Raw genomic sequence first — 22,211 nt, 5'->3', positions numbered from 1 at the left:
CGACTACCAGACGCCTTATCATACTCATCAACACCTTCTTCAACTTAATGCCCTAAACTGTCCAGCGTAATCGGACCACCTCATACGTACCCTTATTTTAAGCCCCGCCCCGCCCTGAAGGCTTCAAAATCCCGGCGCACTTGCTCCTCTGCGCTTAGGGCTGCATCGATAGCGGCTAGACGTTCCTCACTCACAAGCCCGTCTGCCTTGTCGGCTTTTTCATAAGCAGAAATAAGGGTTTTGGCGCTTTTCTCGTTTGTGAGGCCAATTTTTGCCCCAAGCTCAGCTTGGCTCCAACCTAGGGCTTTGCGGCGCGGCTTAATGTCTTGCGGTTTCATGGTGCTACTATTTCAGGTAAAGGTACAAGTATTTATCAAAAGTCAATACTTACACGGCTAAGTACATGTCTTTTTTGCCCGCTCACGCCTTGTTGTAGAATTAGAATTTAACTATGTTCCGCCCCAGGGCAAGCAGCCCACTGTAAAAGCTAATCGTTGCCCGGTTTATCGGAGCGAAGCTCGATAGGCTTCTGAGCGACCAACGGGAGTGAGTGCGGCGGGCTGTCGGCTGGGCGCTGTGCAAAAAAAAGCCCGGCCTTACGGGCGGGCTTAGTCAGGGGTAATCTTCTTTAGTTCACTGTAAGGCCGCACCGCTGGTGCAGGGTCCTCTTCCGTTGTGCGAGAACAGGCACCCAGCAGCCCAGCGGCCAGAGTGCAAATAAGTAGTAGATTTTTCATAGCAGGCGAAAGGTAAGAAAAATCTGCTGATGTGCTATACCTCGGGCGCAATCCACCGCCGAACTTCCTCGGCCCGGGCGGCTGCTTGTAAGCCAGTCTTATACTTCATCGTGGTTTGCATTTCCCCGTCCGGGCCCACAGCCGAGCCCCAGGGCTCCATAAATACCACGCAGTAGCCTGGCAAGGGCGGGTTCCAATCCAAGTACCAAGCCTGCGCGCCGTGGGTGTACTCTACCCGCATGAGCCGCTCGGCATACACCTCAATGCCCAGGGCGGCGACGGTGGGAAAGTCTTTTTCCATCACCGCTTCCAGAATCTTCTGCGTGAGCGAGCATGTGCCAGGCTCATACTCGGGCGCACTGCCGTCAATGAACGGGTCGTGAAGGGGCAGCGTAATTGGCACGGCGCTAAGTTACGCCGCTTTTGACTGCTCGCGCTGGGGAGCCGGGTAGTGCGGCACCCGCACCAGACGGCCCTCGGCAATGTCGTTGAGAAACGGCACCAGGTACGCATTCACCGAAATGCCTTCCTTCTGGGCCAACCGGCGAATGGTATCTACCGTGGATTGGGTGGGGGCCAGGTGCAACTGGGGCATATAGAGTAGAATTAGAGGAATACCAGAGCAATTTCAGAACAGAAGTTGCTGGCCCCCTTATAAGCAGTTGAGTTTTGTTGCACAGCGCCCCAACGGCGCCCTGCACCATGGCCGAACTCGTTATCAAACTTCAGAAATACATCGGCGAATCGACGTTCAACTGGGATACGTTCGAGTTCGAGATGGCCACCAGCGCCGAGGATGTGCGCATGCAGGTAGAATGGGCGCAATACATGGGCGAAACGGTGGACAGCCTGTGCTTTGAAATCGGTACCTGCTTCGGTGGCTCGACCTTCGATGGCACCGAAATCTACAACTACGTTCAGGGCCTGGGCATTCCGGTACGCACCCGCATCCTATCTTTTGCCGCCAGCATGGCCACCATTATCATGCTCGCTGGTGATGTCTGCGAAATCGACGCCAGCGCCCAAATCATGGTGCACGGCCCCGCCGTCGATGCGAGTGGTACGGTCACGCAGGTTGCCTCCGGCCTGAAGGGGCTCACCGGCGTGCACGAAGCCCTGCGCGACATCTATGTCGCCCGCACGGGCCAGCCGGTGGAAGTGGTCGAGGAATGGATGAGCAAGGACACCTTCTTCACCGCATCCGAGGCCCTGGCCGCTGGCCTGGTAACGAAGGTTATCCCCATTGCCCCCAAAGCAGCCCCGGAGCTTACCGATGCCCAGGCGCGTGCCCGGCGCGCCAAGTTCGCCGGCATCGTGGCCCGGGCGTCCCAGCGCACCCGCGCCGCCGTCCCAACTCCCAAAGCCAAACCCGGCGCCGCTGTGCGTCCTCAATCCCCTGCCCCTATGGCCACAAAGAAAACTACCCCGGGCAGCAATGCTGCCCCCCGTCGTTCCGCCGCCGCGCCGGCTACGCCTCCCGCCGGGAACGCCCCCGCTAAGCTCACCCCCAAGCAGCAAGCTGTTGCCGCCTTCGCCAAGCAGATGGGCGTTACCATCACGATGGAAGGCGCCGAAGTCGAGGTACCCACCTCGGAAGTCGTGGGCACTGTCCTGGCCGAGGGCGCCGGCACCCTCTACACCGACGGCGAGCTGGTGGAAGGCTCGGCCGTGTACAACGACGAGGCCCTGACCGTGGTCACCGCCGACGGCGTGTACGAAACCGAAGATGGCCGCGACATCACCGTAACCGATGGCGTGGTAGAATCCATTGCCACGGCTTCGGAGGCCAGCAGCGAGGAAGAGCCGGCTAGCGCCGCTGCTATTACCGCGGCCGTTACGGCGGCGATGGCGCCCTTCTCCAAACGACTGGACGAAGTCGCCGAGAAAGTGCAGGCCTTCAGCAAGGTCGTACCCTCCGCACCCCGCGCCAAAACGGCCACCGGCTCGCAGGGCCCCGACCCGAAGGCCAGCACGCCCAAGCCCAAAGCCGCCCACCATAGCACGCTGTAGGCCCTTTCGGCTGCTGTTCCCGTCCGTCCCCAGTAAATCTTTTTTTCGCCTAAGCCTCGATACCGATGCCCTTCTTCGAAAATACCCCCGCCTACCGGCCGCCCGTTTCCATCGTGGCCCAGCCGGCCCGCAAAGTGCCGACCCTGCAGGAGTTGGGCTTTCGCGTCATTGAAAACATTAAGACGGAGACCATCCTGGCCGGCCTGCTGGCCAAGGACAAGGTCACCGTCAAAGACACCGGATGCGGTGAATTCGTGGGCACCGGCAAGCTGGCCGCCTGGACCACCAACAGCCTGACGGTGGACAAGCTGGTGGCCCAGGACGAAGACTGCGCCGAGACCTTCGAAGGCACCATCCTGCAGGGCATGCTCGCGCAGGGCCATGCCACCGACTCGGACCTGACCGGTACCGAAATCGAGAAGCTGGTGCGCGTGTACCTGGAGGGCGGCGTGGCCAAGCTCACGGCCGAGCAGCAGGGCGTTATCGGCGACCTGCTCGACCTGGCCCTCAACGAGCAGGTATCGCCCGTGGTGTACCGCGACGCGCTGCGCATTTGGATGCTGGGCGACAAGGCCAGCGCCAGCCGCGACTACAACCAGACCGACGGCCTGCGCAAGAAGCTGCTCACCAAAAACGCCGTGGCCGGCAGCACCGCCGCCAACGGCATGTACCGCGGCGCGGCCATCAACTTCGCTGCGCTGGAGGCGACGCCTGCGCTCATCGACGACCTGCTGCAAGACCTGATGGACAACAGCAGCGACGAGCTGCAGGACATCGACGAAGACCAGAAAGCCTTCTACCTCAGCAAGAGCCTGTACCGCCTGGCCAAAAACCGCGCGCAGACGGTGATTCCCGAGGATAAGAGCAAGTTCGAGTACGACAAGGTGACCAAGAAAGTCACCTTCGACGGCCAGGAAGTGAAGCAGCTGAAGCTGTGGGAGCAGTACATCAAGGCCGACTTTGCCGGCGGTACCTCGCCCCACCTGGCCCTGTACACCGTGCCCCGCAACCTCGTCTGGGCCACCGACCTGGAGAGCGACATGACCACGGCCGAGTTCAAGTACGAGGCCAAGACCCGCATCAACTGGTGGCGCGTGCTGTTCCGCCTCGGCGCCGGGTTCGCCTACGACCGACTGGTAGCCTTCGCCATCTAAGCGGCCCGTCACTAAAGTATTCACTGCCCCCGGCCCCGCGCCGGGGGCTCTTTTGAAAGGAGAACCGTTTTATGGCAGACACCTGCAACAAGCTCAGCAAAAACGTGGTGAGCCGCGCCTGCGCGGTGAGCGGCGGCATTAAAAACCGTGTGTGGGTATTCCACACCAGCGACTTCACCGGCGCCAAAACCTATGCCACCAACGGCAGCCTGTCGGGCTTCACGCTGGTAGCCGATGCCGAGGGCATCAAGGCCACGGGCCGGGCCCGCAAGGGCAACACGACCAACAAGCTCAGCAAAAACGAGGAGGGCGCCGTCAACGTCGAGCAGGCGGTGGCGCTGGAGTTCCGCTACAACACCGAGGCCGAGAAGAACGCCATCATGGAGTTCCTGCGCGCCGACAACAAGACGGTGTTTGTGGAAACCAACGCCGGCACCATCCGCCAGCACTTCGCCGAGTTTGGCGACGACACCTTCGAAGGCGAAGACGGCAGCGGCACGGCCATCGGCGATGCGAGCAACATCCTGAAAGTTACCCTCAAGGGCAACGAGCAGGACCTGCCCATCTTCTTCGAAGCGCCCGTGGGCACCTCGGGCCTCACCCAGCTGGCCGCTTCGAAAGCGTACCTGGACGCGCTCTGCGTGGCCGACGTCATTTAAGCGGCCATGGCCCTCGCCTATACCCAGGAGCTGCTGGACCGGGCCGAGGCCTACATCGGCACCCCGCTCACCGAGCGCCGCCAAGCCGAGGGCCTGGCCGAGCTGGCCGGCCTCTACGCCGCCATCCGCGGCGAAGCGCCCGGCAGCTGCCGGCAGTGCCAGTACGCCGATTATTTCCGTTTTCTCACCTCTTACATCCGCGAGGCCACTCGCGTTTTACACCCCGACCTCATGGCAGATTCCAAGTACACCTTCGCCCCCGGGTTCGAAAACGAAACCCTCGTGCACGAGAGCTACGGCAAGGCCGTGACGCTCGACACCCTCACCGATGACGATGCCAAGGCCCTGCGCAAGCTCGGGTTTGACAAAATCATCATCGAAAAAGGCGCCAAGCCGGCCGCATCCCAGGAGGAAGCCGACAAAAAGGCCGAGTCGGAGGCCGTTGCCAAAGCCAAAGCCGACACCAAAACGGCCAAGGATGCGCTGAAGGCCGAAAAAGACGCCCACGCCGCTACCCAGAAGCAGCTGGCCCAGCTGCAGAAGGACTACGCGGGCCTGGAAAAGCAGTTGGCCGAGGCGACCAAGCCCCAGGAGGGCGACGCCCAGTAAGCGCCGACCTGTCTAGTTGCCTGAAAAGCCCGCCTGAGGGCGGGCTTTTTAAGGCTTACCAATGTAGGCTAACAGGTTGTGAGCGAACATGGCCAATTGTTCAACTGACAGGCCGCCCTTGAGGCTGTTGGCGCGTTGGGAAATGACAAACACGTTGCCTTTCACATAGTCAATGGCGTTGTCTTTCCTGTCGAGCGAAGGTCTGTGCCCCCTGTCACCCGAAAGACGAAGCGGAATACCGAGTAGTGGGCAATGGGTCGGAACAACAATGTCGTCGAGCGTTATCGAGCATTCACGACCTACGGCTTTAGCCCTTGTGCGAGCGACCTCCAGCATGTAGGCCCGGTAATCAGCCTTTCTACGATTCTTGTCACGCTGACTTTCGCAAGCCATACACTTTCTGGTTTTTCGGTTCTTGCGAAACTTACTCAGAGGCTTCTCTACACCGCATATCGCACAGGTTTTCAGGGCTTCATCCATGCTCTAAAGATACTGAAAAAGCCCGTCTTTTGAAAATAGGCGGGCTTTTTTCGACTCAACCCCCTGTTTTCCCATGGCTGCCACGCCCCGCCCCAAGTTCCGCACCCCTGCCACTGCTCTGATTCGTACCGGGTACGTGCCGACGGCCCTGCCGGCCACGCCGGAGGGCCCGGCAGGCACGATTAAACCCGAACCCTGGGGCAGCAACAACCAGTTGCCGCAGGAAATCCTGCGCGTCGTGTACGATTCGGGCACGGCCGAGACCTGCCTCGACCGCCTGGCGCAGTTCATCGGCGGCCGCGGCTTTGCCAGCAAGGACGTGGCCGGCCGCATGGCCAACCCCGGGCAAACCTTCAACCAGCTGCTGGGCGAGATGAAACACTACGCGGCCCTGGGCCTGGGCGTGGTGCTCTTTATCCGCTTCACCTTTGGCGGCGAAGTAGGGGAGGTGTACTGCGGGCAGACCGATTGCGTGCGCCGCGAGAAAGGCGGGCCCCGCTTCATCCTGAACCTGAAGCTGGCACAGGGCAAGATGCCGGCGGCCGAGAACCGCATCTACCTGCCCTACGACCCGCAGGCCTCGGCCGCGGAAATCAGCGAGCAGGTGGTGGCTGCCGTGGGCAGCGAGGAGGGGTACTGGGGGCACTGCTGGCACGTGTTCGAGAAGCGCCCGGGCCGGGAGCTGTACCCGGTGCCCCACTTCTGGGCCTCCAAAGAAGACCTCGAATCGGATGCTGCGCTGCCGCGCTACGACCGCAAGCAGATTAAAAACGGCTTCTTCCCGGATGCCGTGCTGACGTTGGTCGGCAAAAAGTACGACGATGTGCCGGCGCAGCCCGGCTGGCAGCCTGGCGAAGGCCAGACCGCCGACGACGAGCCTTACATGGAATCGCCGGATTTGACGGCCATTAAAACCCAGCTCAAGGAATTGAAAGGGGCGGAGAGCGAGGCCAGCATCCTGCTCAACGTCGTGGAGTCGGAAACCGAAAAACCGCAGATTGACTGGGTAGACAAGGGGCCCAACAGCAAAGGACTCTCCGACATGACGGCCCGCATCGAGGGCAAGGTGTACCGCCGGTTTGGGGTACCCCCGGTGCTGTGCGGCGTGTCGGAGCCTGGGCTGCTGGGCAACAACCAGCAAATTGTCAACTCAATTAAGCTGTTCAACCTGGTGGTCGAGCCCCGCCGGGTGTTGATCACCCACGCGCTGGGCCACCTCTTTCCCAGCTTGGACTTCGGCGTGACGCCACTCAACCCGGTCGAATACATCGACCAGGCCGTGGTGGCCAAGATGACCGACGACGAGCTGCGGGCCGTGCAGGGCCTGCCCCCGCTGGAGAAGCCGCAGGATACGCAGGCCGAAAAAACCCTGAAGGCCCTCAACGGCATGTCGCCGCTGGTGGCCACCAAGGTGCTGGAAGAGCTGACCTCCGCTGAAATCCGCAGCCTGGCCGGCCTGGCCCCCATCACGGTCCAAACCCCTCGCCCCAAAGCCCAGAAGCCCGCCGCCAAATGAACCTGCTCATCTCCCAGGCCGACCTGTCGGACTACACCCGGCTCTCGGTCAACATCGCTCCGCTGCTCATCAACCCGGCCATCCGCGACGCGCACACCTTCGACGTGCTGCCGCAGCTGCGGGCCGACGAGGAAACCGCCCTGTCGGCCTACTACGCCCTGACGCCGACCCAGAAAGAAGAATACATTCTGGCCGGCGAGGCCTCCGAGGACCCCGACGTGGTGGCCTTCTGGCGCCGCCACCGGCTGTACGCGGCCGTGCGGCCGCTGCTCTGCTACCACACCTACCGGCGCTTCCTGCTCGACCACGGCGCCCACATCACGGCCAACGGCGTGGAAACCATCAGCGAAGTGGGCCACATGCCCATCAGCGGGCAGCAGCGCGCCGAGATGCGGGCCGATGCCTCGGCCAAGTGTGCCCACTACCAGGCCTTGTTGGTGGCCGCCCTGCAGGTGTACCGCGGGCCGGTGGGCCGCCCGGCCTGCGCTTCTTCCACCCGCCGCCCCCGCTCCGGAGGGCTGACCATGACCGCCATTTAAGCGATGCCTGTAACCCGTACCCAACTCAAAGCCCTGTTCCGGCAATTCATCAAGGTCGTAGCCGGCGGCCCCGCCGATAAGACGCGGGGCGGCGGGCTCATCAGCGTGCTCGACGAGTTTGTTGATAGCGTCATTGTGCCGGCTGATTTGCCCGCCCTGCTGGCAACCAACAAACTCCGGGGCACCGACAAGATTGTGCCCAACATGGTGCTGCGCGGCCAGCTGGAGACCGCCGGCGTGCTCACCGTGGGCACCAGCTGCTACGTGCAGAACTCGGCCAATGTAGCCGACTTCCTGGCCGGCGTTATCGAGCCGCCCAAAATCTACTTGGTGTCGCAGAATAGTACCTTGGTAGCCCCGGCGGGCTTCCTGGCTTACATCGACGGCAGCAACGACCCGACTACCGTGCGCTGCGAGTGGGTTGAGGCCAACAGCTTCGCCGGGGCCGTGGCTGGGTACCCGTACCTGGACCGGACGCAAGCCGCTGCGGCAGGCTACGAAGCGAAGTATCGGGGCACAGACAATGTGCTGCGCCTGTTCCGGGTGCTCCAGCCGTTGGTACCGGCCGGCGGGCCGCCGGCGCTGATTCCGGCGCCGCCAGACGGGGGGAATAATGCCAACTACGAAGAGTTTTCACCGGGGGCAGGCCTGACCTACACCGACCAGCAGGCCATGATTGCCGCCTTCACCGAGCGGTTTCATACGACCACGCGCCAGGCGCTGCTCGACCTGTTTGCCGATGGCCAGACCCCCAGCCCTGGTCGGGTGTACCGGATTACCGATGCCAACGGCGGTACTGTTACCGGCATGTTTGCCACATCTGCCGCACCGTTCATCATGGAGGGGGCCACCCGCGCAGGGCAGACCGGGCTCTGGCAATACAACCTCACAGCCAACACCTACACCGCCAGCAGCGGCGGGGGCGGTGGTACCTGGGGCAGCATCACCGGGTTGCTGGCTGACCAGTCGGACCTGGCCAACGCACTCGCTGCCAAAGAAGCCACCGCCAACAAGGCCACCGACCTCAGCGACAGCAGCAGCAACACGAAGTACCCCTCGGTGAAGGCCGTGCGCGACTTCTACGTGAGCCGCGACCCTTACGCCATCAAGGACAACGCCACGGTTACGGGCGCCGTGCTGGCCGCTACCTGGAGTAACGGCGAGGTGGTGACGCTCACCAGCGCCATGACCACCGGCGTGTACGCCGGAGACTCCTTTATCAACGGGGCTTACATCTACACCTACCGGCCCGGGGGCAGCGGCACGCTGACCTGGGTGCGCAGTATAAAATCCTAACCCGATGCGACTGTTTACGTCTTCCGTGCGGGCACTGATTCTGGCGGGCCTGCTGGCCTTCGCCGGCGTACCCGAAGAAGCCCGCGCCGGCTACGCCCTCAGCTCCAACGGGCAGCTGCTGGCCCCGGGCGGGCGCCTGCTCATGCCCAGCGAGAGCTACGCGGCGACCGTGTTCTACGATGCCGACGCGGCCACCTTTCTCGCCAACGCCGGCATTCCCAACACCTCCGCCGTCATGTATGCCGGCACGGCCTACGAAACCACCGGGGCCGTGATTCACCAAGCCATCCACCGTTTCGTCGTTGAGGCCAAGGCCTGCGGCGGCTGGGACACGAAGCAAGTCATTTACCCGTTTGTGGGCGGCACCGACACGGCCCACCGGCTGAACCTGAAAAACCCGGTGGTGAGCAACGCGGCCTTTGCCCTCACCTACGTGGGCGGCACCCTCTCCCACAGCGGGCGCGGCATGGCCGCCAACGGCACCAGCCAGTGGGCCGACACGAATTGGAGCCCCAACGCCAACGTCACCCAGGCCACGGGAATAAGCGCCTGCCTCTACGGCACCGGCCCCGTGACGCCCACGGATAAGTACGCCTTCGGCTCCTACCACGATTCCAGCCGGGGCCTGTTCATCGGCCCCCACAACAGCACCAGCGGCGGCGTGGTGTTTTACGGTGCCTACGGGGCGCAGCCGGGCACGGCCTCGACCACGGCTCACCGCTGCGTCATGCTCACCCGCCAGGGGGGAACACCCAACTCGGTGCTGTACCCCTATAGCAACGGCGTCCTCATGGGCTCCGGCACCCCCACGGCCACGGCCCACGCCGTCCCGCCCACGCCCAACGTCACCATCGGCGTGTTGAACCTGTCCAGCGGCGAGAAATACGGCTACTACGAAGGCTTCATCGGCTACCTGGACCTGGGCACGGCCATGCCCGTTGCGATTGCGTGGCCCATGTACGTGGCCGTTCACACCTTGCAAACCACCCTCAAACGCCAACACGCATAAACATGGCAAAGGCCCCCTACCTCATCATTCCCCGGGAAATTCACGACAACTACCAGGGCTACACCAACGAGCGCGACCAATTCGCCAGCCGCGAGCTGGTAAATGGCGACTTCGCCTGCGCGGTTAGCTGCGCCGAGTTGTTCCCTGAAATTTTCGACGGGCACCCGCTCACCGTGGCGGTGCTCGCCCCCGCTGACTTCAAACCCCTGCCCAGGCCTGCCGGCCTGTAATCTTTTTTCTGCACCGCTTATTAGCTGTCTACCCCATGCTTCCCTCCCTGTTTTCTGCGCTGCTGCTGCAAGTTCCCGACCTGGTGCCGGCCTGGGCGGTGGATATTCTGAAGGTGGTGGTCATGCCGTTTGTGCTGCTGTGGATTGGGCGCCGGCTCGGCCGGGGCGATAAACACAAAGAGAAGCTGGCCGCGGCCGAAGCCGAGCGCGACGCCGCCGTGAAGGCCCTGAAGGTGCAGGCCGAAGAGAACAAAGCCCAGCACACCAACTTCCAGTTGGAGCTGGAAAAGCAGGCCGATGCCCTTAAAAAGCTGGCCCTTGATGTCAACCAGAACGCCAAAAGCGAACTGGAAAACAAAACCAAAATCGACGCCACGAAAGATGCGCTGACCCGCATCGAGGGGCAGCTCACCCAGATGCTCACAACCTTACTCCAACGCCCATGACCAGTCTCAACGCAACCGAGCGGGCCCAGCTGGTGGAAGCCTTAGCCGAAATACACCGCGAAGTGCAGGCCGTGCGCGGCCTCTTCCGCATGGACATTGCCGGGCAGGCCCACGAGCTGCCCGTTGACTCGTACCACTGGCAACCCATCCCCGGGGTCGACGGGGTGGAAATGGCGGCGCTGCCCGTCAAGCACTGGCCCCAGCCCGTCGTGCCCCATACCGACTACTTCGTGGTGCGGGGCCAGCAGGGATGCCGCAGCCCCGAGCGCATCCGCGTGCCGCAGGCCGTGCGCATCGACGTGCTGGAAGGCCGGCAGCTCTACTGGAAGGAAAGCTCGCCGGCCTACATGACGTACCTGCCCGGCGACACGGTGGTGCTGCAGCCCGGCGAGGCGCATGCCTTCGTGGCCATCGACGACTTCATCAACCGCGTGGCCTTCACGCCCCGCATCACCACGCTGCCGGCTCATGAGTTTGAGCCGAGTACTTAACCCCAATCCCTTTTTTTATGAATCCGACCCAGGAAGAATACTGCCCCCTGTGGAAACGGGCCCTGCGCCAGGTGCGCCGCCGCATTCCCTTCATTCTCGCCGCCTTGCTGCTGCTCAGCTACGTCAAGTACGCCCAGCTGCAGCGGGCCTCCCAGGCCGCCGTGGCCGCGCAGGTCAGCACCGGCCAGCTCGCCGCAGATGACGACCAGGTACTCGACGTGGTGCAGTCGGCCGTGCCCCCGCTGGGCGATACGCTCGGCAAGTCGGCCATTGCCTGCGGCATCTTCTTCGGGGGCCTGGCCATGGTGTGGTTCATCATGTCGTTTGTGAGCCCGGCCCTGCCGAACTGGGCCCAGGGCACCTACAACGCCGAGCCCGGGCCCGAAGGCCAGGCCGTCGGCGACTTCAAATCCAACTTTCTGCTGCTCTCTCCCCAATGGAAATTCGTCGTCTTCCTCAGCGTCTGGCTGTTTCTGCTCTACTACTGGTCGCTCTGCTGGCAGGCGGCCACCCTCATCAAGTAGCCGCGCAGGCGCCCGCCAGCCGGGCGCAGCAGGCCCGTAACGCGGCCCGGGTGCTGGAGGTGGGCAGCGCCCGCCTGCACATCCGGGAGGCCACCGGCCGCAACGACGGCCCGGAGGTCGAGCTGGCCCAGCGCCTGGCCGGCGCGAAGAAAGGCGACCCTTGGTGCGGCTGCGAGATGTACATGCAGCAGCGCCTGAGCGGGCTGCCCTGGCCCAAGTGGCCGGCGGCGGCCCGCAACTGGAGCCTGGGCACGGATGCCCGCACCTTCTACATAACGGGGGTACGCGGCTCGCTCGACTCCATCCGGCTGGGCCACATCGTCACCTTCTACTATCCGAACCTGGGCCGGGTCGGGCACGTGGGCCGGGCGGTGGGATTTAGCCGCCCGGTACGAGCCGGCCGGCCGGTGCGCGGCTTTATCGTGCGCAGCGGCAACACCGGCAGGGGAGGGGGGCGCGATGGCGCCGGCGTCTATGATGTGTTTTACCCGGCGTACTCCATCTACGCCGCTTCCAATTGGTTGTACTAATGAGCGAGCCTGTTATTCTCCCCATCTCCAACACGCCTGGGTATTATGTTTTTCGCTGCCCGGGTTGCAACGAGAGCCACCGCATCAACACCAACCCCCACAACCCCGGCGCGTGTTGGTCCCTGAGTGGCCCGCCCGACCGGCCCACCATTAGCCCGTCGGTGCTGGTGCGCAGCGGCCATTATGTACCGGGCGGTACTGCCAAAGATGGCCGTTGCTGGTGTGACTACCACCGCGAAAACCCGGGCAGTAACGCCCCGACCTGTTATGTCTGCCACTCCTTCGTGCGCGATGGGCAGATAGAGTTCCTGCATGACTGCACCCACGCCCTGGCGGGGCAAACCGTGCCACTTCCTGCCTTATAGCCATGCGTGCCTACTCTGCCTCCTGGCTGTCGCTCTGGCGGCTGCTGTTGCTGCCCTTCTCGCTGCTGGCCTGCGAGCGAGAACCCACCACCGAGCAGCTCACCACGGCCCATGCCGCCACGCAGGCCTCCGACTGCGAGGCCCGCCGCAAGTCCGACTCGGCCGCCGCCTTCCTGGCCGGCCGGGTATTCGAAGCCCAACGTCACTTAGATAGTGTTACCCACCATGCTGAAAGCCTTCCTGGCGGGCGCCTTGTGCTGCCTGCTCACCCTCCCCGCCAATAGTCAGACCATCGTCATCGTGAGCCTGTACCCGGGCGACGTGGTAAAGAGCCGGCTCGTGGGCATTGACACGGCCACCTACCGCCGCACCCGCCTGGCGGTGCAGGAGCGCGACGAGCTGCGCTACTCCTTGTACCTGCAGGGCCAGCAGGTGGCCACGGCCAACAACCAGGTGGCCCAGTGCCGAGGGCAGCTCAAAGCAGGAGAAGATGATTACGCCGCGCTGGCTGCACGCACGGCCCAGCTGGAGCAGATGCCCAAGGCCAAGCCGTTGCTGCTCGATGGGCACACCTACACCGGCGCCGCGGGCGGGGTGTTGGTGACATTGGCTGCGCTGGCAGCTATTTTGCTAACGCATTAGCCCGACGTTACCGGCTGCCGGGAAAGCCGAGAGAAACACCGGAGACCTGAACAAAAGCCCCGGCCGATAAGGTCGGGGCTTTTGCTATATTGCGGCATGCGCTACCAACCCCAACGCTTCCGCCTTTACTATGTGCGTCACTGGGCCAGCCCAGCCCAGCGCGGCCGCCGGGCCCGTTACCTGTTGGCCGTTGCCCTGGTACTGGCCATGGCACTCTCCAGCATCCTCGGATAAGCACGAAATAACCTTCTACTGGGTGCGATTTTGGGTGCACGGAAACAAAAAAGCCCTTCACGGTTGCGTGAAGGGCTTTTTTGTGGAGATGCAGGGATTCGAACCCTGGTCCAGACAAGGAAATCGACGTGCTTTCTACGTGCGTATCTGTGCTTGGATTTTCATGGAGTCTCAGGCGCACATCAGGCCCTTGAAACTCCCCTAGCTGCAGTTGGGCTTCGCCTCTGAATCACAGCTCTTCAGAGGCTATTTTCTACTTACGACGCTCCGAGCTCCCAGGTGTAGAAACTTACCCGGGCGGAACGATGGCATTACCTAATTCTAAACTAGGCAGCCATGGCGTACGAATAGTCGCCGGTTGTTTTTCGATAGATTTTTTTACAGGAGAGCTTCCATCAACTCCTGGCACGCTTACCCGCAATTTGCGCAAGCTGTCAATTCCGGTCATCCCCAAATGGTAAAGAACGAGTCCCGCCGGAAGGTCTCAAGAGGCCGGGCGGGCCGCAAATGTACGCGGTTAGGGGAGAAACGCCAGGGTAGGGGAGAAGGTTTCCCTTAATGAGCATGGCAGGAGCAAAAAGGAAGGACTAGAATTAGGGAGTCATGCTGAGCGTAGTGCTTTGCTTGCAGTAGCTCCTCCATGGCTAGCAATAGGGTGTGGAGTTACTCCCGTGAGTAAGATGCCTCAAGAGGTTGAGCATCCCTTTTTCTTGACTGCCGTTTCCGCCCGGTGCTATTTACTTGGTAACCATGGCCGGCATTTGAAACTTCGCATGCCCGGTTTGCCACAGCCCAAAAGCCAGCAGGTCGGCCATGGTGTCGAACTGCTTCTGCTTGGAGTCGCCGATGCCGTGGCCGGCTTCGTAGTCGGTGAAGAACAGCACGGGCTTGCCCGAGGCGGTGCTGGCCTGCAGGCGGGCGGCAAACTTGGCCGGCTGCCAGGCAATGACGCGCGGGTCGTTTATGCCCGCCGTGATAAGCGTAGCGGGGTACTTCACGCCTTGCTGCAGGTGCAGGTAAGCATCCATCTCCAGCAGGCCGCGGCACTCGTCTTCCCGGGCCACAGTGCCGAACTCAGGCGTATTTGCCGGGCCGTTGGGGCTGTTTTCCATGCGCACGGCATTCAGACAGCCCACTTCGGGAATAGCCACGGCAAACAGGTCGGGCCGCTCGGTCATGGCCCGGCCGATGAGGATGCCGCCGGCACTCACTCCGTTGATGGCCAGCTTGCCGGGGGCGGTGTAGCTTTTCTGTACCAGGTACTCGGCGCAGGCAATGAGGTCTTTCCAGGTGTTGGGCTTGGTGGCTTTCTGCCCGGCCTTGTGCCAGGCTTCGCCCAGCTCGCCGCCGCCGCGCACGTGGGGCACGGCCAGCACGCCGCCTTGCTGCGCCCAGAGCAGGTAGGGGGGAAAGAAAAACGGACCCGTGGAAGCCGAGTACGAGCCGTAGCCCACCATCAGCACGGGAGCGCTGCCGTTGCGCGCCAGGCCTTTCCTGTATATCAGCGACAGCGGCACCAGCACCCCGTCGTGGGAGGGCACCAGCAGCTCCTCCACCGTGAGGTCGGCAAACTCGGGGTAGCTGATTTCCGTCGACAGCGGCTCCGAAACAAACTGCCTGGTGGCAGGAGCGTAGCGGTAGCGCGTGCGGCTGGTGGTCCAGCCGCTCAGGCTCACCCACAGGTCGGCACTCTGGGCGTTTTTGGTTTGCAGCTGCACGCTGCCCGCCGCGGCGGGCAGGGCAATGGGTACTGCCGCCTTGCTGCCGTGGGGCAGGAAGTAGAGTCGGGCTTCCACTCCGTTGCGGGTGCGCACGAAGTAGAGCCCATCGGCCGTGACGCGCAGCTCTTCGGCAACTAGTGCCTCGTCGGGGCTTTCGGGCACCACCACCTCGGCGTGGGCTACGTCGGGCTGGGCCGCCGAGGTACGCATAATTTTCTCGCGGGGCGTACCCTTGGACGTGGTAAAATAGAGGTACTGGGCGTTGCCGGCCAGATTGGTTACCTCCTGGTCGGGCGTGCAGAGGCGCTTCCAGGCGGGCCGCGACTGCGACAACGCCGAGGCCGGCAGGTAGTGCATGCTCAGGTAGCGGTCCACGGTGCTCTGGAAGCCAAAGGCCAGCCGGGTGTCCTGGTCATAATACACCTCGGGGTATTCCTCGGGCTTTATACCCAGCTCCGGGTAGGCTTTATTGGAGAAGTAAGCCTGGTCCTGGTTTTGGGAAGTGCCGGTCTTGTGCAGGTAAGCCTGGGTGTTGAGGCGGGCTTCGGTCGACTTGATGTCGGCGTTATTCATCCGGGTGTAAGCCAGCCGGCTGTTGTCGGGCAGCCAGGAAATGCCGCCGATGGCCGTGGGCCCCAGTCGTTCGGGGTACAGCTGGCGGGAGCGCACGTCCAGAATCAGCAGCTGGCCCACTTCGGCACCCTTCTCGCTGATTTTGAAGGCCACTTTGCTGCCGTCCCAGGAAGGCATGAGGGCATTGACTGTGTAGGTTTTGCCTTGCTCAAAGTTTTCGGGGTCGAACAGCAGCGCTTCCTGGCCCTGGTAGCCGTCGCGGCAGTACAGCTTGGGCTGCTGGTCCTCGGGGCGGGTTTTGAGGTAGAAGTACCGGTCGTTGTTGGCAATGTGCAGGCGGGTTATGCGGGCGCTCTGGCGAGTGTCGATTTCCTGCATCTGGCGAAGCAGCGAGGCCCGGCCCGGAATGGCTTCGAGTGTTTGGCGGGCGTAGAGGGCCTGGGCCTTCATCCACTGCTGCACGGCGGCGTCGTCCAGGTTTTCGAGGTTGCGGTAGGGGTCGTCCACCTTAGTGCCGAAGTACACGTCGGAAGCGGGCACGGAAGGTGCCGCGGGGGGCAGGGTCTGGGCAAGGCCAGTGGTGGCAAGCAGGGCCGCGGCCAGGGCGGAAAGAACCAGGGTTTTCATAGTATGCTGCAGAGGTTAAAGGATGCAGCAAAGGAAAAGGCACTTTGCCCCGGCGCCGTACGTTTTTGTTGCATATGCTTTTGAATCTGTTGCAGATGGCCGCGTGCGCGGAGCCGAAGCCGGTGAAATTGCCAAAAGCATTGCCTTCAGCCCTTCCGGGCGCGCCCATTTTGGGGTAACTTTGTAGGTAGAACCCATGGAAAACTTTGTCGTTTCGGCCCGGAAGTACCGCCCCGCCACGTTTCGCAGCGTAGTCGGGCAGCAGCACGTCACCACCACGCTGCAGAATGCCATTCAAAGCCAACACCTGGCCCAGGCCTTCCTGTTTTGCGGCCCCCGCGGCGTGGGCAAAACAACCTGCGCCCGCATTCTGGCCAAGACGATAAACTGCACCAACCTCACGGCCGAAACCGAAGCCTGCGGCGTGTGCCCGTCGTGCAAGGCCTTCCAGGAAAACGCCTCCTTCAACGTGCACGAGCTGGATGCGGCGTCGAATAACTCGGTGGAAGACATCCGCTCGCTGGTGGAGCAGGTGCGCTACGCCCCCCAGGCCGGCCGGTACAAGATTTACATCATCGACGAGGTACACATGCTCTCCAACGCGGCCTTCAACGCCTTTCTTAAGACGCTGGAAGAGCCGCCGAGCTATGCCATCTTCATCCTGGCCACCACCGAGCGCCACAAGATTATCCCCACCATCCTGTCGCGCTGCCAGATTTTCGACTTCAGCCGCATCAAGGTGGACGACATGCGCCAGCACCTGCGCTACGTGGCCACCCAGGAAGGTGTAACGGCCGAAGACGACGCCCTGCACCTGCTGGCCCAGAAAGCCGACGGCGGCCTGCGCGATGCCCTGTCGATGTTCGACCAGATGGTCACCTTCGGCGGAAACAACCTCAGCTACAAGGAGGTGGTGCAGAACCTGCACATCCTCGACTACGACTACTACTTCCGCCTGGTCGATGCCTTGCTGGCCGAAAACCTCTCGGCTGCCCTGCTGCTGCTCGACGAGGTAATGCAGAACGGCTTCGACCTGCACAACTTCGTGGTAGGCACGGCCGAGCACCTGCGCGGCCTGCTGGTGTGCAAAGACCCCATCACGGTGCAGCTGCTGGAAGTGTCGGAGGGCATCCGGCAGAAGTATGTGCAGCAGGCTAAGGCCGCGCCCCTGGCCTTTTTGCTCTCGGCTCTGAACCTGGTCAGCCAGTGCGACCGGGAGTTCAAGCAAGCCAAAAACCAGCGCCTGCACGTGGAGCTGGTGCTGATGAAGCTGGCTTACCTGAACGGGGCCGTGCAGTTTGTGCGCGAGCACAGCCCCGCCGGTAACGGCGAGGCTAAAAAAAAAACTAGTGGCCTGAATGGCGCTGCCAACGGGCAGGAAAATGGCCATGCCGCAACGCCTGCCGCTGCTGCTAACGGCGCCCCTGCTGCCAGCCAGGGCCCAGCGCCCGCCCCGGCACCGCGCCCGGCGCCTGCGGTAGCCGCGCCTGCCCTCGCCGTTCCCATCCCCACGCAGCGCGTGGCCCCGCCCGCCGACGGCCCCGAGCCGCTGCCCGTGCAGAACGGGGTAGAGGAGCTGCACGACACGCCCAGCATCGAGCCCGACCCGGCCGCGGCCATCACCGAGCGCCACCAGATGCGCGACACCCTGCCGCACGTCGAAATCGGTGCGCCCAGCATGGAAGGGCTGGAGCCTGCGCCCAAGCCCACGCCGGCCGCCGCTTTTGCCAAGATTCCCAGCCTGGCCGGCAGCAAGCTGCCCAGCCTGAAAGACCTTAGCCCCCGCGCTGCCGCCGAGGCCGCCAACAAGGCCGTAGTGGCTGAGGTACAATCCTTCAGCGGCCCGGTAGAGCCCATCCGGCCCGAGCTGCTGCAGCGCGTGTGGCAGGAAATAGCCAACGAGCGCCGTGCCCAGGAGCGCATGAGCGAGTTCTGGCTGCTGAACCGCCCCGTGGCGGCCAACGAGGAGCACCAGATTGAGCTGGCCGTCGACAACCCCATTCAGGTGGACCTGTTCAACGAAATCCGCACCGAGTTCCTGGGCGAGCTGCGCCGCCGCACCGGCCACCCCCGCCTGAACGTGAACGTGGTGATGAACCAGGCCGCCCCATCGGCAAAAAAGCTGTACACGGCCTCCGACAAGTTCGAGTACCTGGCCGAGAAATTCCCGGCTCTGCGCGAAGCCAAGCAGCGGCTGGGCCTGGAAGCCGACTTTTAGCCCGGTACCAGCCTTCCGGTTGTTCCGGAGGTTTGGTTCGAATAAACCCACAGCAGCACGAAGGCTAGGTAAATCAGGGCAAGCGCATAGTTGCGCTTAAATGCCTGCCTTACCGACAAGCCTAAGTTGAGCAGCAGGCCCACCAGATTGGCTAACCCAATTATAATGACAAACTCAAGCCCCAGGCTGCCGCCTCCAGAGGCCTTTATTCGCTGCTCCTCGGCTTCCAGCATACCGAAGCAAAGGAGAATCAACAGGCCGTTTAGCAGGAAGGGAGCGGCATAGGGGAAGGCCTGCTGTCGTATGAGCCGCATCAATTGGGGAGGGGAAGGATGGAAGCCGCGCGGGCAGAAAGGCCGGTATCCGCAGAGGGTGTTAAAGACCTTGGCCTTGCTCCGCAGGGCGGCTGTATAACCCGGCAAGATAGATAGAAAATTCGTTTTTTATTCCCCAATCGACCTCCTACCTTTGTTTTTCACTTACCCCCTAAATTCCCGCCCGTACACTTCGTGAAAAAACCTTTTTTGCTGCTTTTTCCGGCCATAGCGGCGCTGGGTCTTACCACGCAGTGCCAGTCGAGCAAGCCGGCCACCACCACTACTGCGACTGCCCCAACCCCTGCCGCGCCTGCCCCGGCGGCCACTCCCAAGGAATACAAGTACGAAACCGTGCCGGGCGACCCCTTGCAGGCCCGCATCTACAAGCTCGACAACGGCCTGACGGTTTACCTTTCCGACTACGACGACGCCCCCCGCATTCAAACCTACGTGGCCGTGCGGGCCGGCTCCAAAAACGACCCGGCCGATGCCACCGGCCTGGCCCACTACCTCGAACACATGGTGTTCAAGGGCACCTCCCGCCTGGGTACCCAGGACTGGGAAAAGGAAAAGGCCGAGCTGGCTAAGATTGAGGCTCTGTACGAAAAGTACCGCAGCCAGCGCAACGACCCCGCCGCCCGCAAGCGCACCTACCACCAGATTGACTCCATCTCCGGGGTAGCCGCTACCTACGCGGTGCCCAACGAGTTCGACAAAATCATGGGCGCCATCGGCGCCAAGGGCACCAACGCCCACACCTCCAACGAGGAAACGGTGTACCAGGAAGACATTCCCAGCAACCAGATTGAGCGCTGGGCCGCCACCGAGAGCGAGCGGTTCCGCGAGCTGGTGCCCCGCCTGTTCCACACCGAGCTGGAAGCTGTGTACGAGGAGAAAAACCGCGGCCTCGACTCCGACTTCAGCAAGGAGTTTGAAGCCCTGGGCCTGGCCTTGTACCCCACCCACCCCTACGGCACGCAGACGACCATCGGCACGATTGAGCACCTGCAGAACCCGTCCATTACCGAGATTAAGAAGTACTTCGACACGTACTACGTGCCGAACAACGTGGCCCTGTGCCTGAGCGGCGACCTGGACTACGACCAGACCATCCGGCTTATCGACAAGTACTTCGGCTCCTGGCAGGCCAAGCCGGTGCCGACGTTCAACGCGCCCCAGGAAAAGCCCATTACGGCCCCCATCACCCGCGAGATTCTGGGCCCGCAGTCGGAAAACGTGATGATAGGCTTCCGCCTGCCCGGCCGCACCACCCGCGACGGCCTGCGCCTGAAGATGCTGGACCGCATCCTGACCAACGGCCAGGCCGGCCTCATCGACCTGCACCTCAACCAGCAGCAGAAGGTGCTGGAGTCGGCCTCGTTTATCGACGAGAACAACGACTACTCCACCTTCGTGATGTACGGCACGCCCCGGCAGGGACAGAAGCTGGAAGACGTGAAAGGCCTGCTGCTGGGCGAGCTTGATAAGGTGAAGAAGGGCGACTTTCCCGACTGGCTGATTACGGCCATCGTCAACAACGACAAGCTGGAGCGCACCAAGGGCTACGAAAACAACCAGGCCCGCGCCACGGCCATGTACCAGGCCTTCATCCAGGGCGTGAGCTGGGCCGACTACCTCAAGCAGCAGGAAAACTTCGGCACCATTACCAAGGAGGAAGTGGTGAAGTTTGCCAACGACAACTTCGGCAACAACTACGCGGCCATCTTTAAGCGCACCGGCAAAGACCCCAACACGGTGAAGGTGGTGAAGCCCGCCATCACGCCCGTGCCGGCCAACCGCGAGGTGGCTTCCGAATACTACAAGCAGCTGACCAGCATTCCGGCGCCGGAGCTGCAGCCGGTATTTGTCGACTACAAAAAAGACATTCAGCAGACCGAGCTGAAGCCCGGCCTGCCCCTGTACTACACCCAGAACAAGGAAAACGGGCTGTTCGACCTGTACTACATCCTCGACCTGGGCACCAACAACGACCCCCGCTGGGGCATGGCCACCGACTACCTGCAGTACCTGGGCACCGGCAGCTACAGCGCCGCCCAGCTGCAGCAGGAGTTCTACAAGCTGGGCTGCTCCTTCCGCGTGCAGAGCGGCACCGACCGCGTGTTCGTCAGCCTCACCGGCCTCGATACCAACCTGGAGCCGGCCCTGAAGCTGTTTGAGCAGCTGCTCAACAACCCCCGCTCCGATGCCGCCGCCCTGAAGAACATGGTGGCCGGCACGCTCAAGGCCCGGCAGGATGCCAAGCTCGACAAGCAGACCATTCTGAGCCAGGCCATGGTGAGCTACGCCAAGTATGGCAAGAAAAACCCCTTCACCAACATCCTGAGCGAGAAAGAGCTGAAGGCCCTGAAGCCCGAGCAGCTCACGGCCTTGATTAAGAAGCTGCCGACCTACGAGCACCGCGTGCTGTACTATGGGCCTCGTCCGCTACGGGGCGATACAAATACAATAGTGGATGTGCTCAAATTCCACCAAACCCCCGCCAGGCTCACGCCCACGCCGCCGGCCAAGGACTTCGCCGAGCAACCCCTAAAAGAAAAAAAGGTCTATTGGGTCGACTACAACATGGTGCAGGCCGAAATCCTGTTCCTGAGCAAGGGCGACGTGTACAGCAAGGACCTGGTGCCCACCGTGGCGCTTTACAACGAGTACTTTGGCGGCGGCATGGGCAGCATCGTGTTCCAGGATTTGCGCGAGAGCAAGGCCCTGGCGTACTCGGCCTCGTCGCGCTACGCCAACGCCGACAAGCTGGGCCGCTCCAACTACGTGATGAGCTACATCGGCACGCAGAGCGACAAGCTGCCCGAGGCCATGGCCGGTATGCAGGCCCTGCTCACCGACATGCCCTCGGCCGATGCCAACCTGGCCATTGCTAAAAACGCCATCCGCAACAGCATCTCCACCGAGCGCATCACCAAGGGCAACGTGCTGATGAGCTACGAGCGCGCCCGCCGCCTCGGCCTCGACTACGACCTGCGCCAGGACGTGTACACGCAAACGCAAAACATGACTTTGGACGAGCTCAAGAAATTCCAGGCCGCCAAAATCAAGGGCCAGATCCAGGTTATCCTGGTCATCGGCTCCAAAGACCGTCTCAACTTCAAGGAGCTGGCCAAGTACGGCGACGTGCAGCAGCTCTCCCTGAAGGAAATTTTTGGATATTAATAACTAGTTGTCAGTTGTTCGTTGTCAGTTGTCAGGTTGGTCTGATAACGCTGACGCCAGAACAAGCCTGACAACTGACAACTGACAACTAACAACTCCTT

At 62.4% G+C, this 22,211-nt stretch carries 25 protein-coding genes and 1 other RNA gene; 19 read left to right on the top strand and 7 right to left on the bottom strand.

Annotated features, from left to right (window positions below):
- Nucleotides 1–92: 92 nt before the first annotated feature.
- The 3 genes from ABD919_RS15885 to ABD919_RS15875 form a co-directional block, all read right to left on the bottom strand.
- Nucleotides 93–338 carry a helix-turn-helix transcriptional regulator gene (locus ABD919_RS15885; protein ID WP_345237018.1) on the bottom strand — a complete coding sequence of 82 codons (246 nt, stop codon included), beginning with the start codon at nt 336–338 and terminating at the stop codon, nt 93–95.
- A gap of 433 nt (nt 339–771) precedes the next feature.
- Nucleotides 772–1,140, bottom strand: a complete 369-nt coding sequence (locus tag ABD919_RS15880) for a hypothetical protein (RefSeq protein ID WP_345237017.1) — start codon at nt 1,138–1,140, stop codon at nt 772–774.
- Between the two features lie 9 nt (nt 1,141–1,149).
- Nucleotides 1,150–1,332, bottom strand: coding sequence for a hypothetical protein (locus ABD919_RS15875; RefSeq protein ID WP_345237016.1), 183 nt, complete (start codon nt 1,330–1,332; stop codon nt 1,150–1,152).
- Nucleotides 1,333–1,439: 107 nt separating this feature from the next.
- Here ABD919_RS15875 and ABD919_RS15870 point away from each other — a divergent pair, with 107 nt between their 5' ends.
- The 4 genes from ABD919_RS15870 to ABD919_RS15855 all read left to right on the top strand — a co-directional run bounded on the left by ABD919_RS15870 (nt 1,440) and on the right by ABD919_RS15855 (nt 5,169).
- Nucleotides 1,440–2,747: a Clp protease ClpP gene (locus tag ABD919_RS15870; protein ID WP_345237015.1), complete on the top strand. Its 1,308-nt coding sequence runs from the start codon at nt 1,440–1,442 to the stop codon at nt 2,745–2,747.
- A gap of 65 nt (nt 2,748–2,812) precedes the next feature.
- Complete coding sequence (locus ABD919_RS15865; RefSeq protein ID WP_345237014.1) at nt 2,813–3,901, top strand: hypothetical protein; 1,089 nt, start codon at nt 2,813–2,815, stop codon at nt 3,899–3,901.
- A gap of 71 nt (nt 3,902–3,972) precedes the next feature.
- Complete coding sequence (locus ABD919_RS15860) at nt 3,973–4,560, top strand: hypothetical protein (RefSeq protein ID WP_345237013.1); 588 nt, start codon at nt 3,973–3,975, stop codon at nt 4,558–4,560.
- 6 nt (nt 4,561–4,566) lie between these two features.
- Nucleotides 4,567–5,169: a hypothetical protein gene (locus ABD919_RS15855; RefSeq protein WP_345237012.1), complete on the top strand. Its 603-nt coding sequence runs from the start codon at nt 4,567–4,569 to the stop codon at nt 5,167–5,169.
- 48 nt (nt 5,170–5,217) lie between these two features.
- Here the strand turns inward: ABD919_RS15855 and ABD919_RS15850 are convergent, their stop codons facing one another.
- On the bottom strand, nt 5,218–5,649 hold the full coding sequence (locus ABD919_RS15850) for a hypothetical protein (RefSeq protein WP_345237011.1): 432 nt from the start codon (nt 5,647–5,649) through the stop codon (nt 5,218–5,220).
- Nucleotides 5,650–5,722: 73 nt separating this feature from the next.
- On the opposite strand from ABD919_RS15850, the gene ABD919_RS15845 reads away from it, so the two are divergent.
- The 13 genes from ABD919_RS15845 (at nt 5,723) to ABD919_RS15785 (ending at nt 13,471) form a co-directional block, all read left to right on the top strand.
- Nucleotides 5,723–7,165, top strand: coding sequence for a hypothetical protein (locus tag ABD919_RS15845; RefSeq protein WP_345237010.1), 1,443 nt, complete (start codon nt 5,723–5,725; stop codon nt 7,163–7,165).
- A complete protein-coding gene (locus ABD919_RS15840) occupies nt 7,162–7,704 on the top strand; it encodes a DUF6712 family protein (RefSeq protein ID WP_345237009.1) in 543 nt (180 codons plus the stop codon). The genes ABD919_RS15845 and ABD919_RS15840 overlap by 4 nt, the downstream gene beginning before the upstream one ends.
- Nucleotides 7,705–7,707: 3 nt before the next feature.
- The gene (locus ABD919_RS15835) at nt 7,708–9,000 is read left to right on the top strand and encodes a hypothetical protein (protein ID WP_345237008.1); all 1,293 of its coding nucleotides are present in this window, start codon (nt 7,708–7,710) and stop codon (nt 8,998–9,000) included.
- 4 nt (nt 9,001–9,004) lie between these two features.
- Nucleotides 9,005–10,009 carry a hypothetical protein gene (locus tag ABD919_RS15830; protein ID WP_345237007.1) on the top strand — a complete coding sequence of 335 codons (1,005 nt, stop codon included), beginning with the start codon at nt 9,005–9,007 and terminating at the stop codon, nt 10,007–10,009.
- Nucleotides 10,010–10,011: 2 nt separating this feature from the next.
- Nucleotides 10,012–10,239: a hypothetical protein gene (locus ABD919_RS15825; RefSeq protein WP_345237006.1), complete on the top strand. Its 228-nt coding sequence runs from the start codon at nt 10,012–10,014 to the stop codon at nt 10,237–10,239.
- Between the two features lie 35 nt (nt 10,240–10,274).
- On the top strand, nt 10,275–10,685 hold the full coding sequence (locus ABD919_RS15820; RefSeq protein WP_345237005.1) for a hypothetical protein: 411 nt from the start codon (nt 10,275–10,277) through the stop codon (nt 10,683–10,685).
- Nucleotides 10,682–11,176 (top strand): hypothetical protein, encoded by a 495-nt coding sequence (locus tag ABD919_RS15815; RefSeq protein ID WP_345237004.1) that lies wholly within the window; start codon nt 10,682–10,684, stop codon nt 11,174–11,176. Before ABD919_RS15820 ends, ABD919_RS15815 begins: the two co-directional genes overlap by 4 nt.
- A gap of 17 nt (nt 11,177–11,193) precedes the next feature.
- A complete protein-coding gene (locus tag ABD919_RS15810; RefSeq protein WP_345237003.1) occupies nt 11,194–11,700 on the top strand; it encodes a hypothetical protein in 507 nt (168 codons plus the stop codon).
- Entirely contained in the window at nt 11,613–12,230 is a 618-nt protein-coding gene (locus ABD919_RS15805; protein WP_345237002.1) for a hypothetical protein, read from the top strand. The genes ABD919_RS15810 and ABD919_RS15805 overlap by 88 nt, the downstream gene beginning before the upstream one ends.
- On the top strand, nt 12,230–12,595 hold the full coding sequence (locus ABD919_RS15800; RefSeq protein WP_345237001.1) for a ubiquitination-like system serine protease family protein: 366 nt from the start codon (nt 12,230–12,232) through the stop codon (nt 12,593–12,595). Before ABD919_RS15805 ends, ABD919_RS15800 begins: the two co-directional genes overlap by 1 nt.
- Before the next feature lie 2 nt (nt 12,596–12,597).
- Nucleotides 12,598–12,879 (top strand): hypothetical protein, encoded by a 282-nt coding sequence (locus tag ABD919_RS15795; protein WP_345237000.1) that lies wholly within the window; start codon nt 12,598–12,600, stop codon nt 12,877–12,879.
- A complete protein-coding gene (locus ABD919_RS15790; protein WP_345236999.1) occupies nt 12,821–13,237 on the top strand; it encodes a hypothetical protein in 417 nt (138 codons plus the stop codon). The genes ABD919_RS15795 and ABD919_RS15790 overlap by 59 nt, the downstream gene beginning before the upstream one ends.
- Before the next feature lie 96 nt (nt 13,238–13,333).
- Entirely contained in the window at nt 13,334–13,471 is a 138-nt protein-coding gene (locus tag ABD919_RS15785; protein WP_345236998.1) for a hypothetical protein, read from the top strand.
- An 80-nt stretch (nt 13,472–13,551) separates the two neighbouring features.
- Here the strand turns inward: ABD919_RS15785 and ssrA are convergent.
- Together ssrA and ABD919_RS15775 are read right to left on the bottom strand one after the other, a co-directional pair.
- Nucleotides 13,552–13,923: a transfer-messenger RNA gene (gene ssrA / locus ABD919_RS15780) on the bottom strand.
- 285 nt (nt 13,924–14,208) lie between these two features.
- A complete protein-coding gene (locus tag ABD919_RS15775; protein ID WP_345236997.1) occupies nt 14,209–16,392 on the bottom strand; it encodes a prolyl oligopeptidase family serine peptidase in 2,184 nt (727 codons plus the stop codon).
- Between the two features lie 196 nt (nt 16,393–16,588).
- Here ABD919_RS15775 and ABD919_RS15770 point away from each other — a divergent pair, with 196 nt between their 5' ends.
- Nucleotides 16,589–18,610 (top strand): DNA polymerase III subunit gamma/tau, encoded by a 2,022-nt coding sequence (locus ABD919_RS15770; protein ID WP_345236996.1) that lies wholly within the window; start codon nt 16,589–16,591, stop codon nt 18,608–18,610.
- On the opposite strand, the gene ABD919_RS15765 is transcribed toward ABD919_RS15770, so the two are convergent.
- Nucleotides 18,607–18,843: a hypothetical protein gene (locus tag ABD919_RS15765; RefSeq protein ID WP_345236995.1), complete on the bottom strand. Its 237-nt coding sequence runs from the start codon at nt 18,841–18,843 to the stop codon at nt 18,607–18,609. The two genes, ABD919_RS15770 and ABD919_RS15765, sit on opposite strands and share 4 nt — an antisense overlap.
- Before the next feature lie 276 nt (nt 18,844–19,119).
- On the opposite strand from ABD919_RS15765, the gene ABD919_RS15760 reads away from it, so the two are divergent.
- Nucleotides 19,120–22,110: a M16 family metallopeptidase gene (locus ABD919_RS15760; protein ID WP_345236994.1), complete on the top strand. Its 2,991-nt coding sequence runs from the start codon at nt 19,120–19,122 to the stop codon at nt 22,108–22,110.
- Nucleotides 22,111–22,211 lie beyond the last annotated feature (101 nt).

This window comes from Hymenobacter saemangeumensis (genome assembly GCF_039541835.1).
Classification (GTDB): Bacteria; Bacteroidota; Bacteroidia; order Cytophagales; family Hymenobacteraceae; genus Hymenobacter; species Hymenobacter saemangeumensis.
The sequence above is the reverse complement of the archived record's forward strand: the minus strand, read 5'-3'. Positions and strand labels throughout refer to the sequence as shown.

Bases quoted from the DNA above. Each gene is read 5' to 3' on its own strand.
- ABD919_RS15885 (WP_345237018.1), bottom strand. From the start codon at position 338: ATGAAACCGCAAGACATTAAGCCGCGCCGCAAAGCCCTAGGTTGGAGC.
- ABD919_RS15875 (WP_345237016.1), bottom strand. From the start codon at position 1,332: ATGCCCCAGTTGCACCTGGCCCCCACCCAATCCACGGTAGATACCATT.
- ABD919_RS15870 (WP_345237015.1), top strand. From the start codon at position 1,440: ATGGCCGAACTCGTTATCAAACTTCAGAAATACATCGGCGAATCGACG.
- ABD919_RS15865 (WP_345237014.1), top strand. From the start codon at position 2,813: ATGCCCTTCTTCGAAAATACCCCCGCCTACCGGCCGCCCGTTTCCATC.
- ABD919_RS15860 (WP_345237013.1), top strand. From the start codon at position 3,973: ATGGCAGACACCTGCAACAAGCTCAGCAAAAACGTGGTGAGCCGCGCC.
- ABD919_RS15855 (WP_345237012.1), top strand. From the start codon at position 4,567: ATGGCCCTCGCCTATACCCAGGAGCTGCTGGACCGGGCCGAGGCCTAC.
- ABD919_RS15850 (WP_345237011.1), bottom strand. From the start codon at position 5,649: ATGGATGAAGCCCTGAAAACCTGTGCGATATGCGGTGTAGAGAAGCCT.
- ABD919_RS15845 (WP_345237010.1), top strand. From the start codon at position 5,723: ATGGCTGCCACGCCCCGCCCCAAGTTCCGCACCCCTGCCACTGCTCTG.
- ABD919_RS15840 (WP_345237009.1), top strand. From the start codon at position 7,162: ATGAACCTGCTCATCTCCCAGGCCGACCTGTCGGACTACACCCGGCTC.
- ABD919_RS15835 (WP_345237008.1), top strand. From the start codon at position 7,708: ATGCCTGTAACCCGTACCCAACTCAAAGCCCTGTTCCGGCAATTCATC.
- ABD919_RS15830 (WP_345237007.1), top strand. From the start codon at position 9,005: ATGCGACTGTTTACGTCTTCCGTGCGGGCACTGATTCTGGCGGGCCTG.
- ABD919_RS15825 (WP_345237006.1), top strand. From the start codon at position 10,012: ATGGCAAAGGCCCCCTACCTCATCATTCCCCGGGAAATTCACGACAAC.
- ABD919_RS15820 (WP_345237005.1), top strand. From the start codon at position 10,275: ATGCTTCCCTCCCTGTTTTCTGCGCTGCTGCTGCAAGTTCCCGACCTG.
- ABD919_RS15815 (WP_345237004.1), top strand. From the start codon at position 10,682: ATGACCAGTCTCAACGCAACCGAGCGGGCCCAGCTGGTGGAAGCCTTA.
- ABD919_RS15810 (WP_345237003.1), top strand. From the start codon at position 11,194: ATGAATCCGACCCAGGAAGAATACTGCCCCCTGTGGAAACGGGCCCTG.
- ABD919_RS15805 (WP_345237002.1), top strand. From the start codon at position 11,613: ATGGAAATTCGTCGTCTTCCTCAGCGTCTGGCTGTTTCTGCTCTACTA.
- ABD919_RS15800 (WP_345237001.1), top strand. From the start codon at position 12,230: ATGAGCGAGCCTGTTATTCTCCCCATCTCCAACACGCCTGGGTATTAT.
- ABD919_RS15795 (WP_345237000.1), top strand. From the start codon at position 12,598: ATGCGTGCCTACTCTGCCTCCTGGCTGTCGCTCTGGCGGCTGCTGTTG.
- ABD919_RS15790 (WP_345236999.1), top strand. From the start codon at position 12,821: ATGCTGAAAGCCTTCCTGGCGGGCGCCTTGTGCTGCCTGCTCACCCTC.
- ABD919_RS15785 (WP_345236998.1), top strand. From the start codon at position 13,334: ATGCGCTACCAACCCCAACGCTTCCGCCTTTACTATGTGCGTCACTGG.
- ABD919_RS15775 (WP_345236997.1), bottom strand. From the start codon at position 16,392: ATGAAAACCCTGGTTCTTTCCGCCCTGGCCGCGGCCCTGCTTGCCACC.
- ABD919_RS15770 (WP_345236996.1), top strand. From the start codon at position 16,589: ATGGAAAACTTTGTCGTTTCGGCCCGGAAGTACCGCCCCGCCACGTTT.
- ABD919_RS15765 (WP_345236995.1), bottom strand. From the start codon at position 18,843: ATGCTGGAAGCCGAGGAGCAGCGAATAAAGGCCTCTGGAGGCGGCAGC.